This window comes from Thalassoroseus sp. (assembly GCF_984380535.1).
In genome coordinates this window covers 260,868-274,314 of the sequence record NZ_CFHRBF010000001.1, presented here as the reverse complement: position 1 = coordinate 274,314, position 13,447 = coordinate 260,868, and the positions used below count along the sequence as shown (strand labels likewise).

Below are 13,447 nucleotides of genomic sequence, written 5' to 3'. Positions count from 1 at the left end.
CGCTGCTCTTATTGTTCAATAACTTCTCGGCCTTTCCGGGTCGAAAGTGCCTGGTAGGCTGTCATATCGATGGATTCGGCGACAAACCTCACCGATCCATCACAGAGCAGGAAAAATGCACCGCCCGCGTGATAACTTCCGAAGGAGATCTCCATGTGCTTTCCGTCAGCCGCAGGATCACGCACTTGGAGGTTCATGGGAAAGTACGTGCTCCCGGCATACTCTGTGAACTCCGTGCCGCCGGTTCCACCATCGCAGCGACACGGATCAGCTTGTGGTGAGCCGATCGCCCAGAAATCCATGGCCTGACCATCTTTGACAAATTCCGGGTCGGTCATTGATTCTCCGATCAGAAACGTGTTGGACGTTCCGTCTTTGATGTCCGCAAACCTGACGGCACTACACGCATAAAAAATTCCATTCTGCCCCAAGTTTTCGAGCGAAATCGTGCCGGAGACAGTCGTGCTGGTGTCGTCGGATGTCGACAATGAGCCAGAGTTTCCACGGTAACTGACAGGAACTCGCCCGGGGATCCCTTGGTTGTCGACATGCTCGGCAACCGGCATGGTGGGGCAACGAAATACCGGAATCAAAGTTCCTGCTGCGGCTTCATTCGGGCTGCCGTCATCTCCCCAATTCCCAGGGCCGCTCTCTTGAAAAATGAGAGTATCGTAGAGATTGCCTTGCTCGATTTCCGGTAAGATCATTGTGGTCCAACCAGAGCCGCGTTGATCCCAACCAAACGGGAATTTCTGAACGCGATCGTGGTAATTGTGAAGTCCTAGTCCCAGGTTCTTCAAATTGTTGCGGCATTGGGTTCGGCGTGCGGCCTCACGCGCCTGTTGCACTGCTGGCAAAAGCAGCGCGATCAGGATCGCAATAATTGCGATCACGACGAGCAACTCGATCAGGGTGAAACCGGAACGGTACCTTTGATTGTCAATTCGCATCGGTAGCCTCAGAGAAAAGATGAATATGTCACAAAGAGGAGGGCAAACTTTGTAACGCACAACCCCGTTTCGTCTCACAGGGCGTGTATGAGTCAGGAAGGAACATCTCTGACGCGAGTATGGCTACGAATGTGAGTTTTTCATGAGTTGATCATGAATGCTTGATGCAGAATCAAATTTCTCAGAACAAACGAACTGCGAGTGGTTTTCTAGCTGTGTTCGTGACTCTTGGTTTCCTGATGATGTGCGACCGGCACCGAATTCGTTGTGATTTGTTGGTTGCGTTTTTCGAATTGCTGACGGAAGGTTTCCCGCGGTGGCGTGGGCAAATCGCGTTGTTTGCCCCACACGTTCAGCGGGTTATAGATCAAGAACCGCGGCATGACTCGGAGCCCTAATCGGGCGGCCCAACCAGCAAACCGATACAGTGTGGGACGTTTGAGGACGAATCCCATGAACTTCATGCCGACTCGTTTCGTCCAAGGCAGATACTTTTTCGCGGCAATCTCTCGACGCCACGTCAATAGTTGATGGTGTAACGGAATTTTCACCGGGCAAACATCTGTGCAAGATGCGCACAGGCTGCACGCGTGTGGCAACGACCAATATTTCTTCGCGTCTCGTGCGGGGTTCAACACCGAGCCAATCGGCCCGGGCACGGTCGCTTCGTAACTATGTCCGCCTGATCGTCGATAGACCGGGCAAGTGTTCATACATGCGCCGCAACGAATACAATTTAAACTGCGGCGAAAGTCATCGCTCCCCAAAAGTTCGCTGCGTCCGTTGTCAACAAGCACGATGTGTAACTCACCACCGGGCTTGGGGCCGTGAAAATGCGATGAGTATGTGGTGATCGGCTGCCCGGTTGCGGATCGTGCCAACAACCGCAGGAACACACTAAGGTCCTCTGCTTTGGGAATGAGTTTTTCGATACCCATGCTTGCGATGTGCAAGTCTGGTAAGCTCGTTCCCAGGTCGGCGTTACCTTCGTTTGTGCAGATGACAATGCCGCCGGTTTCCGCGATGGCGAAGTTCACGCCCGTCAAACCTGCATCGGCTGCCAGGAACCGTTTTCGCAAATCCTGCCGAGCTGCTTCGGCAAGATACTGCGGATCCGACCCGCCCGCTTCCGTTCCAAGATGCTTGTGGAAGAGTTCGCCAATTTCTTCCTTTTTGGTGTGAATCGCCGGCATCACGATGTGGCTTGGGCCTTCTTGCCGAAGTTGCACGATGCGTTCGCCAAGGTCAGTGTCGATCACATCGATACCATGACGCTCCAAAAACGGATTGAGGTGACACTCCTCCGTTAACATCGATTTGCTCTTTACGAGCCGTTCCACGTTATGTTGTTGCAGGATCGTAAGCACGATTTCGTTGTGCTCGGCCGCGTCTTTCGCCCAATGCACTTTCGCACCAAGTGCAATGGCGTTCTTTTCGAACTCTTCGAGGTAGTCGCCTAACTTGCCCTGAGTATGCTGTTTGATTTGGGAAGCCGTCTCCCGCAGATGTTCCCATTCCGGAAACAAATTGACCATCCGGTCACGTTTGCTACGGACAAACCACAAGGACGAATCGTGCCAGCGAGCTCGAAGTTTATCGTCAATAAAAGCGGCAGCGCGTTCAGGATGAGACATGAGTATTCTGTGGTTTGTCTATTGAGGGGGATTCGCTGGCAGTCGCATGTGGCCGGGCATGTGTAGTCGGCACGACCAACACGGCTCGCTGTCAGAGAACAACGGACTCCAATGCCATTCTTTCCCCCCCGGCGTTGTTCTTCAATGCAACGGATCGGAAAATCTCGCGGCGGGACCATATCGACCTGCGAACCCGTCCGCTAGAATGGGCGTCTTCGTATGAAAGGTGATCCGATGCCAGAAATTGTTCCACGTAGCCAAGTTCCGGCGGGCGAAAACTTGTGCAGCTATTGCACGGCTCGCTGTTGCCGCTATTTTGCCTTGCCGATCGAAACGCCGACCGATTGGGACGATTTCGACAATATCCGCTGGTACATGTTCCACGGTCGCGTTGCGATATTCGTCGACGACGGCACTTGGTATCTCATGGTTTATGCCGATTGCGAACATTTACAGGAAGACCACCGGTGCGGCGTCTATGACACGCGACCGAAGATTTGCCGAAAGTATTCCACGGATGATTGCGAATACGATTCGGACGACTGTTACGACAAACTGTTCGAAACCGCCGAGCAGATTTGGGAATACGCGGAAGCCATTTTGCCACCGCGAAAACGTGCCCAGAAACCTCGCGATGTCGCATTGCCCGTTCTGAACGGCCAGTCGGCATAGCATTTTGCAAAAAACTTCAATCACACTCTGACCCTGCTAGTATCGTGGCGAAAACACAACGTATCCAACCCCGGACTCTCAAAGGATTTCGGGACTATCTTCCCAATCAGATGATCGCTCGGGAACGGCTGATCGAAACGGCTCGAAACGTGTACCGGAGTTACGGTTTCAGCCCGATCGACACGCCCGCACTGGAATACGCCGAGATTTTGACCGGCAAAGGTGGGCAAGAGTCTGACAAGCAACTGTTCCGTTTTGAAGACAGTGGCGGGCGAGATGTCGCGATGCGGTTCGACCTCACGGTTCCGCTCGCAAGATTTGCGGCTCAGTACATCAATGAACTGGGGACACCTTTCAAGCGATATCATATTGCATCGGTTTGGCGGGGAGAGAAACCGCAAGCGGGTCGTTATCGCGAATTCATGCAATGCGATTTCGACACCGTCGGCACAACGTCAAACATTGCCGACATCGAGACACTGCTTGTCATTCATGACCTGATTGCCAAGATCGGTTTTGAACGATTCACTATCCGCGTGAACAATCGACTCGTTCTCAACGGTTTGCTTGAGCAACATGAAGTCGCGGAGCATTCGACCGAAATCCTTCGGGCGCTCGACAAACTGCCTAAAGTCGGTCGCGATAAAGTGTTAGAGGAAATGGTCGAAGTCGTAGGATTGTCTCGCGAACAAGCTGACGGGGTGTTGCAGTTGTCCGATTTGTCAGGCGAGCGGACCGCCGTGCTCGACCAACTCGACGAGATGCTGAAGTCTAATGAACAGGGACAGGAAGGTGTGAATCGGCTCCGAGAACTCTTCGCGACCGCAACCTCAGCCGGTGTGCCGGAGGATCGCTTGGCTCTCGACTTGTCCATTGCCCGAGGCTTGGATTATTACACGGGGACGATTTATGAAACGTTCCTGACCGATTTGCCGGGAATCGGAAGTGTTTGTTCGGGAGGACGTTACGACAATTTGGCGAACTTGTTCACTTCGCAGTCGCTGCCGGGAGTTGGGGCAAGTTTGGGGTTAGATCGATTGTTGGCGGCGATGGAAACGCTTGAACTCATCGATTCGGCCGCGACCCCGGCATCCGTATTAGTCACGATCATGGACGCAAATCGTCTCGGAGAATACTTACGGATCGGTAGAAAGTTGCGAGCGGCGGGAATTGCTGTAGAAGTCTACTCCGATACCAAGAACTTCCGAAAGCAAATGAAGTACGCAAACCAGAAGGGGTTTCGACTCGCTTTGATTGCGGGTGACGAAGAATTTGCGAATGGTCAATGGCAGATCAAGGATTTGCAAGACGGGGAACAACAAGCAGTTGGGGAAAATGAACTGATTGATGTAATCCAAACACGTGTTTAACACGTTCTTCATAGTTGGCTGGTCTGATCCGGAAACACTTCACTGATACGAACATCCAAACACTTGACCACCCTGCCCCAACTTCCAACAATATGTCCCCCGCATTAATCCATCCTGCCAGAAGGTTAGCTGCGAAATGTTGAAAGAAGCCGACTTTGAAGAGTTTCGCGAGCGACTCCAGCTTCTCAAAGCCCGACTGCGAGGCGACGTGGAGCATCTCACTGGTGAGGCGCTGGATCGCGGTCGAAACGATGGGGAAAGCCCGACCCATATGGCTGAGTTGGGGTCAACCGCTTACGAGCAGGACTTTTCGTTGTTCTTGATGGAGAACGATCAGGAAGTTCTTAAAGAGATCGACGCGGCCCTTCATCGGATTCAAGACGGCAGCTACGGAGTTTGCGAGGGCTGTATGGCTGACGGTAAACCGGCTTCCAAATGCGGCATTCCCAAAGCGAGACTTCGAGCGATTCCCTACACGCAAGAATGCGTGAATTGCAAACGCAAACGAGAAGAATCCGCAATCTGAATTGCGATGCGACGAGGATCGCAATCCCACTTACTGCAATACTTTGCGTTGGATGGTGCCCGGCGAACCGGGTTTGCATTGAGTGGGCGATCTTGAGATTTCTGGGAGACGGTGGCCGGAAATTTGGCACGCATGCGTTACAATTTCGGTATGACTACATGGGGTTAACGCGAATTCGTCTCCTATTCTTCTCGATTTGTCTTCCATTATGACATCTTCGGTGCAAAAGCCGTTGCGGCGTTGGCCGCATGTTTCCATATCGGTCTTGCTAATGTGTGGCGTTCTCGTGTTGGGCGTGGGGGCGTTTATTGGCTTGGCGTCTCTGAATAAACCGCCAGTTGTCGACAATAGTGCGCGGGTAAAGCGTTACAATGTCGAGGTTTATGACGTTTCGACGGCGAAACTCCGAGAACTGATCGTCTCCTACGGGACCGCTTTGGCCGATCGTGAGGTCACGCTGGCAGCCGAGGTCGCCGGACGAGTTGTTAACGCCGATGATCTCGAACGTGGCGTGCAGGTCTATCCGAAGTCCGAGTCCCCACGTAGCCCCGGCGACAATCGTCCCCAGGCGGGTACGCAAGTGCTGATCATTGATCCTGAGATCTATCGGCAACGGGTTGCTCAAGTGGCGGCTCAAGTTCGTGAAGCGGAGGCCGAAATTAAACGGCTCAAGCAGGAACAGTCTAACAACGCGCGGATGCTGAAGAAGGTCAAAGAGGATTACGAAACGGCATCTGAAGAGTACCGCCGAACGGCTGATTTGCGAAACCGCGGAGTCGCAACTCCCAGTGCACTGACAAAGGCGTTACTGGATCTTCGGCGGTATGAAGATTCCATTGTGAAGGAAGAAAACGAGGCAAATCTTTATCCGATTCGCATCGAGACCGCTCAAACACGGTTGGCGACCCTGCAGGCGGATTATCGAATTGCCGAACGGGACCTAGAACACACCACGATCGTGCCCCCATTCGCCGGTGTGATCAGTGACGTGATGGTTGAAAAGGGGCAATTCGTGCGTGTGGGTGATCCGCTCGTTCGGTTGACAGATGTTTCCGTCGTCGAGATTCCGCTACCGCTGAAATTGTCGGACTATACGAAGATCGAGCGTTTACTGACCAGCGGAGTGCAACCCGTCGTGGAATTGGCCCAGAATCTTCAGGATGAGGTGACATGGCGAGGTCGATTGGTTCGGAGAGCTCCCGAAGCCGACGCCCAAACCCGTACGCTGATGGTTTACGTCGAAGTCGACAACGCCGAACAGGATGTTCCCTTGTTGCCGGGGACTTTCGTCTACGCCAGAATCGAAGGGCCGGTTCTTGAGGATGCCACCGTCATTCCACGCGAGGGCATCGTGAATAATTCCGTCTTCGTGACAGTGACTTCGCATCAAGACGGGAAATTGTCGACGAGCTTCCGCAAAATCCCCCTTGGGAATCATGAGACGTTACAAACCGTCGCGATTGTCGATCGCAGTATCTTCGCTGATCTGGCGGCAGCTGACCGTGATCCGATCCAAGTGATTTTGACAAACCTCGACGTTCTTCAAGATCCCGACCAAACGTACGACGCGATTCAAGTCGATGTGCAGTCTCACATGAATCTCGAAGAACTCTTGAACATCAGTTCGGTTCCCGTTGTCCGACCGGTCACGGAGTGAGTTCCCGAAAACGAACGATAAATCGCTCTTGAGGCATTCCGGCGGTTTCCCTACATTCCGCAGGTTACTGGCCTCCGCGATTTCGATTCCGTTCGTGATGGGAAAATGCCACAGACTCGGCGACCGCGACTCAAACCTTGCTTGCGTGCTGTGGCCGTCATTGCGATTTTGCTCGCGGGCGTTGAAGTGGGATTTCGCGTTCACGACTCTTGGCAGCGGGACGAAAGCAATCCGTTCGATCGGGAATTTGAGCTCACGATGCCCTGTTGGGCGGTGCATCATCGGATGAAGCCGTTGAAGGCTCAAAAGCACCTTCATCCCGATACTCATCAGCCAATTCTTTGGCGAACCAACAGTTACGGCTTACGCGGGCCAGACGTGGTCATCCCGAAACCAGCTGATGTCTATCGTGTCGTTTGTCTTGGTGACGAAAGCGTTTTCGCTGGGGAAGTGTCTGAAGCGGATACCTTCTGTCGGCAGTTGGAAGTTGCACTTCAAGACGTGACGCGTCAGAAGGTGGAAGTCATTAATGCGGGGGTGCCGGGGTATTGCCCGCTTCTTAGCTATCTGCAACTTCGGCAGACATTGTTAACCTTTCAACCTGATTTGCTCATTCTCAATTTCGACATGACCGACGTCGCGGACGATCACCATTACCGGCGACACACGCGAATGGCAGAAGATGGCACTCCGATGGGGTGTCCTAATTCGGAGTTTGAACTGCACAACCCCGAGATGGATCACACGGGACCCCAACGCTTCATGGCGGTTCGGTGGCTGAAGACGCAATTGGAATGGCTGACGGACTCACGTCGACAGGCCGAAGATACGATCGACATCAATTCGCCACAGGGATGTTACGCGTGGTTGCGGGATGAGCCGCCCGATTGGTCGGTTTATATTGATCAGGCATTCTCGCCGATCGAGTTCATGGCGACAGTGGCTCGGCAAATCAATGCCGATTTTGTCGTCACCGCGGTCCCAACGCCTTGGCAGATTTCCGAATCGGCTTCCACCGGTCCGGGGGTTCGGCAGAGTGTCGATGTTCCACAGAACGCGGTGTATCTCAGCAGTCGTCCGCTGGAACTGTTAGGAAATTATTGCCAGGAACGGAACATTCTATTTCACAATTCGGTGCCCGAGTTTCGTAGCCATGCCGAAGCCGACGCACTGTTTCTCACGAACTCTCGCGGACTCTCTGAACTAGGCCACAAGTTCTATGCGATGCAGTTGCAGGGCTACTTGCGACACCGCCTCACACACGCCTTCACAACACGCCCGGCACCTCACTACACGACCCCGGCCACCGTCCAATAGCGATGGTGTGGTATCAAGTCATGTTGGACTCGTAAACCGTATCGGGTCGTAGAATTCCAGACGAATACCTAGGGACGACTGCTGACTTAGTCTACTAAGAGTCGAACGGCAGAAGATATCGCGGTATGATGATTGGAAAACCGATCCTTGTTTTCGGATTCCATCATGAAGCGTTCGCTTGCCATTGCCGGGTATTTCTTTCTTCTAAGTGTGACCACCGGTACGTCACTTTTGGCGGAGAGCCGTCCGAACATTCTGTTCATTTTCCTCGATGATTTCGGATGGCGTGACACCGGTTTTATGGGGTCCGACTTTTACGAAACCCCCCACCTTGATCAATTGGCGTCGGAAGGGATGATCTTTTCGGATGCTTACTCGTGTGCTGCCAATTGTGCGCCAGCACGAGCATGTTTACTTTCCGGGCAGTACACGCCGCGACATGAAATCTACAACGTCGGGACCGGACCACGCGGAAACTCCAAGCATCGTCGGTTAGAACATGTTCCGGGGACGGATACGCTGCGTTCGAACATTAAAACTTGGGCGAACCTCCTGCAAGATTCCGGTTACGCGACTGCCACGATGGGCAAGTGGCATTTGAGCAATGATCCCAAACCATTCGGCTTCGATGTGAATATTGGTGGAACCCATTCTGGTGGACCGCCACGCGGCTATTATCCACCGCACGGAAACGTGCCGGGTTTGAAGAATGCTCCTGCAAACGAGTACATCACCGATCGACTCAGTGACGAGGCCAGTCGGTTCATTCGCGAACATCGCAACGAGCCTTGGCTGTTGTACCTCACCCATTTCGCAGTGCATACTCCGCTCAACGGCAAACGCGAACTCATGGGCAAATACGAGGCGAAACCGAAAGGCAAACTTCATAATCACGTTGCGATGGCCACAATGATTCAAGCTGTTGATGACGGCGTGGGTCGAATTCGGAAGACACTGGAAGAGCTTGAGTTGGATGAGAACACGGTGATCGTGTTTTTCTCCGACAATGGTGGCTACGGTCCGGCGACCGACATGGCTCCCTTGAAGGGATACAAAGGCACGTACTACGAAGGTGGGATTCGCGTGCCGATGTTCGTGAGATGGCCCGGCGTTGTGAAAGCCGGCGGGAAATCTGCCGAACCGGTGATCGGTGTCGATATCTTTCCGACATTTTGCGAAATCGCTGGTATCGAATTGCCGAAGGGCCAACCGGTCGACGGAGTCAGTCTGGTCCCCCTGCTTAAAGGCAAAACACGGGAACTTCCTCCCCGAGGGTTGTTCTGGCATTTTCCGGCCTACTTGCAGTCGTATGCGGTGTGGACCGAGCAACGTGATCCACTGTTCCGCTCGCGACCGTGCAGCATTATTCGCTATGGCGATTGGAAGTTGCACCAGTACTTCGAGGACGGCGGTTTGGAATTGTATAACTTGCGGGATGACGTTGGCGAAGCTCATAATCTCGCCGAAAGTCATCCTGAGAAACGCGAGGAACTGCTGAAACACTTGCAAACTTGGCAACAGAAAACAAACGCCCCGATTCCCACGAAACGAAATCCCAAGTTCGATCCGCAAGCAGAGAAGCAAGCCATTGCAAAGCGAGCGACAAAGTCGGACCGTTAGCCGCTGGGCTGCTTCAGTTCATCGACTAAGACGCGTAGAAATGGTTCGACATCTGTGACCAGTCCCACAGTTTGAAAGGTGCCTCGGTCTGCAAGTTTGGTAACAGTGCTCGGATTGATATCAACGCAGACCACTTTAACCCGTGCGGGAAGAAGATTACCGACCGCGATACTGTGAAGCGTGGTGGCGATCATGAGTGCGAATGTCACTCCCTCAATCATCTCACGCATTTGCCGTTGAGCTTGGATCGTATCGGTAATCACATCCGGCAGCGGCCCATCATCGCGAATACTTCCCGCAAGCAGAAACGGGACGTCATTCTTGACACACTCGTACATGATCCCGGTTTGCAGCAATCCTTGTTCGACAGCCGCGGCGATGCTTCCTGCTCGACGAATCCGATTGATCGAACGCAGATGGTGTTCGTGCCCTTCTTCGATCGATCCGCCGTCTGACATCGACACTCCGAGACTGGTATCGAAGAACGACTGCTCGATGTCGTGCGTCGCGAGTGCATTGCCCGCGAACAGAACATTGACGAAGCCATCGCGGATCATATGACTCAGATGCTCGCGGCTGCCGGTATGCACAATCGCAGGACCTCCGACTACCAGGATACGTCCATCACCTGCGCGAGCACGACGCATCGCGTGAGCAATTTCGCGGATGGTAGCGGCCTTCGGCTTTTCTGTGGAAACGGTACTTTGCATGAAACCGAAGGCGTCGTGGGTTCCGCGATCCCGACCCACTGGCCGAACACGGGTTCCCGCACGACCGATGACAACCGCTTGGTCACGCACGACGTCCGACATCGGCACACATCGAGCGGTCTTGTGTTCATGGTCGATGACGATGCCACAGTCCATCTCTTGTGAATCGACACGGATCCACTCGCCATCGAGACGTACATCGGTATCTTCGTTCGTCGTGGCGTAGAAGCCTTCCGGGAAGGCACCGTCCATGTCGGCTAGAACAGTTTGACAGTCGCTGGGGTTCGTTGTGACGGCGCCGTGATGAGCAATTTGGGTCAGGATTTCTTCGAGCAACTTCGCCGACGGTGCCTTGACCAGCAGCCGAGAGTAACTCGGGTCGGTTCGCCCATGCCCAACTTGCATCTCGCGGATTTCGAATTCTCCGCCGGAGGCTGTGATCTCATCGAGAACTTTCGGCAACAGTAAGCTGTCGACAATGTGACCACTGAGTTCGACTTCTTCTTCGAACGAATCGACCATCACGGACCTCCTGACCTTCCGATAACAAGAACCGCTATGTGCTCATTCTACGGTGAGGAAAAATAGACGACAATTCCGATCTCAACGTTGTAGTACCATGAAAAAAAGCGAGTCCTCGATGACTCGAGAAACTCGCTGTGTTTGTAGTTGGTTATGCGGGTTTGCCTGACCGGCAATTCCGGTCGACTTAGTAACCGCCGCCTCCGCCGGAACCCCGACGGGCACGCAGACGATTCCGGGACGATGACCGACGACCACTTCCCTGCATCGCGCCATATCCGCCTTCGCCGCCTTCACCCATCATACCTTCATAGCCGAACATACCTTCGCCGCCTTCGGGAACTTCCGGAGCTTTGAGATATGCAAAGTAATCGAGCATTTTCTTGATGTAGTCCTTCTTGGAGTCCCGTTCTTTTTCGTCGGTGACCGGGCTCAGAACTTTCAACCGGCCCGACTGATCGACCACTAACGCCTGAGGCATCATACGAACCTGCCCGCGTTGTGAGGCTGGAATCTTCAAGTCCGCATGAAGATCTTCGCCACTAGAACCTGGACCGGCGGAAGTGTCGATCGCAGAGGGTTCGGTATCGATCACATAGTCATTCGATTTGAAGATCACAGTTTGCTCTTCCAGAACGACTTGCGGTTCCACGACCTCGGTCTCTTCTCGCCCGCCGATCATTTGACCAGGAGCCAGAGGAATCTTCGCGACCACAGGTGTCCCGACGTCTGGAAGCCATTGGATGATTTCCATTTCGGCGGGTGCTGGTGCGTCGGGATTCCGAGGAGGCTCGACGTTGTTGACATAGTAGTAAACATCGCGGGGAACGATGGCCGCCGGTGAAGGTTCGGACCAATCGGTCTGCCGCGTGGTTTCTTGGGCAACTTCCGGCCGAGCGATCTGTTCAAGTGGAAGGCCATAGTTGGGGTTGGTAACGATGAGCCGCACGCGGTAACGGTAAGCCGCACCCGGTTCGACGTCAAAATCGAAGAAGCGGAACAGAATCAATTCCGGAATACTTTGGAGTGCAGATTCCAGGCTGTTGAGGTTCATAGCCCCCCCCATCATGCCGCTGCCGCCTTCACCGCCATAGGCGTTTTCCATCATGGAGACAAAGGCTCCGCGAGATCGGGAGTCTGTCGCCATGGAATCCATCATTCCGCGAGTATTCACGGTCAGCAGACTTGCGAATCCACCTTTCTCAACAACGACGGGTTGATTGGCGGTATCGATTTGCATTTCCTTCTGCTGTTTCGCGAGCATTTCCGCCAATGCTTCGTTGGCTTCGATTTCTTTCTGCGACAACGTCTTGAGACGTCTGTGACCGGCATCCCGCGTGATCCAGTTGCGATCCAGTCGGGCCGGCAATGGCATGGTGATGGCAGGATCGATGTCGGACAGGTCAACAATGTCGGAATCGAAATACTCGACCTTGTTGAGAATCCCGAGTGCGAGTTCCTTGTTGATTGTTCGCCAGTCTTCGTCCTTGTCACTCCAAGGATTCGGCCCGGCTTTGGCTTTTTGTCGTTGAATTTCGAAATCGGTGATCTGGAATTTTTGCAGAACAGACTGCCATTGTGTGCGGTCGCTGCGAGCTTCGGCAATCGCTTCGACTTGCTTGCGATAAGGGTAGACCAAGCGAACCGAGACGTAGCGTTCGCCTTGGATGTTGAAGGTCGGCGCTGCACCCACTGCTCCACCGCCGTAACCACCGCCCATTGGCATTTCCATTACACCGCCCCCGTGTCCGCCAGGAGCAGCAAGTTCGCTACCTCCCCGTGGCATCGGTGTCGGTCGTGGCCGAGCGCTACCCCCTCCATGTCCACCGCCACCACCACCATATCCACCATCAGGCAAACCAATGCCTCCACCCATTGGGCCTTCGCCGCCTCCTGCATTGGTGGGGCGTCGTCCGAATGGATCGTCTAAATTGGTGGCAGGAAGACCGAATCCGTCAGCGTTTGAACCCTCGCCGCCTGCGAACTCTCCCATACCCTGGATGCCCATTTGCATATCGGGATTCGCGATGGCGATCGCAATTTGACCCGGATAGACTTCCGGATCTTGCGGCGAGAGCCACTCAGGTTCTTCGATCTTCTTTTGTTGTCGGTGGAGCGGCGCCTTCATCGGATGACTTGGCTGAAACACGTATGGCCGCGAATCGATCGGTCCTTGGCGTTGGGAGACCAACTCCTTGATATCATAAGCCGACGGATACGCGACTTTCTCGGTATCAGGCCAGGTCGCCGCCAATAAGGTTTGTTCCTCAGCGACGACTTGGTCTTTGATTTCCTGAGGCTGTTTCTCTTGGAACGTCGACCACCGAGTACCCGCCGTTACGATGAAAAGCACGAGAAGCCCAACCACACCCAACGCGATTTTCTCGCCGTGGTTGACAACCAATTGCTTCCAATCGATGTTCTTGATACCCGAGAGTGAAGGTTTCATAACGTGCTCATCCTAGCGGA

At 53.8% G+C, this 13,447-nt stretch carries 10 protein-coding genes; 6 read left to right on the top strand and 4 right to left on the bottom strand.

Annotated elements, in window-relative coordinates:
- Positions 1-8: 8 nt before the first annotated feature.
- Together AC5DDB_RS00975 and AC5DDB_RS00970 are read right to left on the bottom strand one after the other, a co-directional pair.
- Complete coding sequence (locus AC5DDB_RS00975) at positions 9-950, bottom strand: DUF1559 domain-containing protein (protein ID WP_491737793.1); 942 nt, start codon at positions 948-950, stop codon at positions 9-11.
- A 209-nt stretch (positions 951-1,159) separates the two neighbouring features.
- The gene (locus AC5DDB_RS00970) at positions 1,160-2,584 is read right to left on the bottom strand and encodes a lactate utilization protein B (RefSeq protein WP_491737792.1); all 1,425 of its coding nucleotides are present in this window, start codon (positions 2,582-2,584) and stop codon (positions 1,160-1,162) included.
- Positions 2,585-2,818: 234 nt separating this feature from the next.
- On the opposite strand from AC5DDB_RS00970, the gene AC5DDB_RS00965 reads away from it, so the two are divergent.
- The 6 genes from AC5DDB_RS00965 to AC5DDB_RS00940 all read left to right on the top strand — a co-directional run bounded on the left by AC5DDB_RS00965 (position 2,819) and on the right by AC5DDB_RS00940 (position 9,746).
- Positions 2,819-3,256, top strand: a complete 438-nt coding sequence (locus AC5DDB_RS00965; RefSeq protein WP_491737791.1) for a YkgJ family cysteine cluster protein — start codon at positions 2,819-2,821, stop codon at positions 3,254-3,256.
- 41 nt (positions 3,257-3,297) lie between these two features.
- Positions 3,298-4,626 carry a histidine--tRNA ligase gene (gene hisS, locus AC5DDB_RS00960; RefSeq protein WP_491738054.1) on the top strand — a complete coding sequence of 443 codons (1,329 nt, stop codon included), beginning with the start codon at positions 3,298-3,300 and terminating at the stop codon, positions 4,624-4,626.
- A gap of 136 nt (positions 4,627-4,762) precedes the next feature.
- Positions 4,763-5,152 carry a TraR/DksA family transcriptional regulator gene (locus tag AC5DDB_RS00955; protein ID WP_491737790.1) on the top strand — a complete coding sequence of 130 codons (390 nt, stop codon included), beginning with the start codon at positions 4,763-4,765 and terminating at the stop codon, positions 5,150-5,152.
- A gap of 208 nt (positions 5,153-5,360) precedes the next feature.
- Positions 5,361-6,809 (top strand): efflux RND transporter periplasmic adaptor subunit, encoded by a 1,449-nt coding sequence (locus tag AC5DDB_RS00950; protein WP_491737789.1) that lies wholly within the window; start codon positions 5,361-5,363, stop codon positions 6,807-6,809.
- A 105-nt stretch (positions 6,810-6,914) separates the two neighbouring features.
- Entirely contained in the window at positions 6,915-8,126 is a 1,212-nt protein-coding gene (locus AC5DDB_RS00945) for an SGNH/GDSL hydrolase family protein (RefSeq protein ID WP_491737788.1), read from the top strand.
- Between the two features lie 165 nt (positions 8,127-8,291).
- Positions 8,292-9,746 (top strand): sulfatase, encoded by a 1,455-nt coding sequence (locus AC5DDB_RS00940; protein ID WP_491737787.1) that lies wholly within the window; start codon positions 8,292-8,294, stop codon positions 9,744-9,746.
- On the opposite strand, the gene AC5DDB_RS00935 is transcribed toward AC5DDB_RS00940, so the two are convergent.
- On the bottom strand, positions 9,743-10,978 hold the full coding sequence (locus tag AC5DDB_RS00935; RefSeq protein ID WP_491737786.1) for an ornithine cyclodeaminase, nickel-pincer nucleotide-dependent: 1,236 nt from the start codon (positions 10,976-10,978) through the stop codon (positions 9,743-9,745). The genes AC5DDB_RS00940 and AC5DDB_RS00935 overlap by 4 nt on opposite strands.
- 187 nt (positions 10,979-11,165) lie before the next feature.
- Positions 11,166-13,427, bottom strand: coding sequence for a hypothetical protein (locus AC5DDB_RS00930; protein WP_491737785.1), 2,262 nt, complete (start codon positions 13,425-13,427; stop codon positions 11,166-11,168).
- Between the last annotated feature and the right edge of the window lie 20 nt (positions 13,428-13,447).

Bases quoted from the DNA above. Each gene is read 5' to 3' on its own strand.
- AC5DDB_RS00975 (WP_491737793.1), bottom strand. From the start codon at position 950: ATGCGAATTGACAATCAAAGGTACCGTTCCGGTTTCACCCTGATCGAG.
- AC5DDB_RS00970 (WP_491737792.1), bottom strand. From the start codon at position 2,584: ATGTCTCATCCTGAACGCGCTGCCGCTTTTATTGACGATAAACTTCGA.
- AC5DDB_RS00965 (WP_491737791.1), top strand. From the start codon at position 2,819: ATGCCAGAAATTGTTCCACGTAGCCAAGTTCCGGCGGGCGAAAACTTG.
- AC5DDB_RS00955 (WP_491737790.1), top strand. From the start codon at position 4,763: ATGTTGAAAGAAGCCGACTTTGAAGAGTTTCGCGAGCGACTCCAGCTT.
- AC5DDB_RS00950 (WP_491737789.1), top strand. From the start codon at position 5,361: ATGACATCTTCGGTGCAAAAGCCGTTGCGGCGTTGGCCGCATGTTTCC.
- AC5DDB_RS00945 (WP_491737788.1), top strand. From the start codon at position 6,915: ATGCCACAGACTCGGCGACCGCGACTCAAACCTTGCTTGCGTGCTGTG.
- AC5DDB_RS00940 (WP_491737787.1), top strand. From the start codon at position 8,292: ATGAAGCGTTCGCTTGCCATTGCCGGGTATTTCTTTCTTCTAAGTGTG.
- AC5DDB_RS00935 (WP_491737786.1), bottom strand. From the start codon at position 10,978: ATGGTCGATTCGTTCGAAGAAGAAGTCGAACTCAGTGGTCACATTGTC.
- AC5DDB_RS00930 (WP_491737785.1), bottom strand. From the start codon at position 13,427: ATGAAACCTTCACTCTCGGGTATCAAGAACATCGATTGGAAGCAATTG.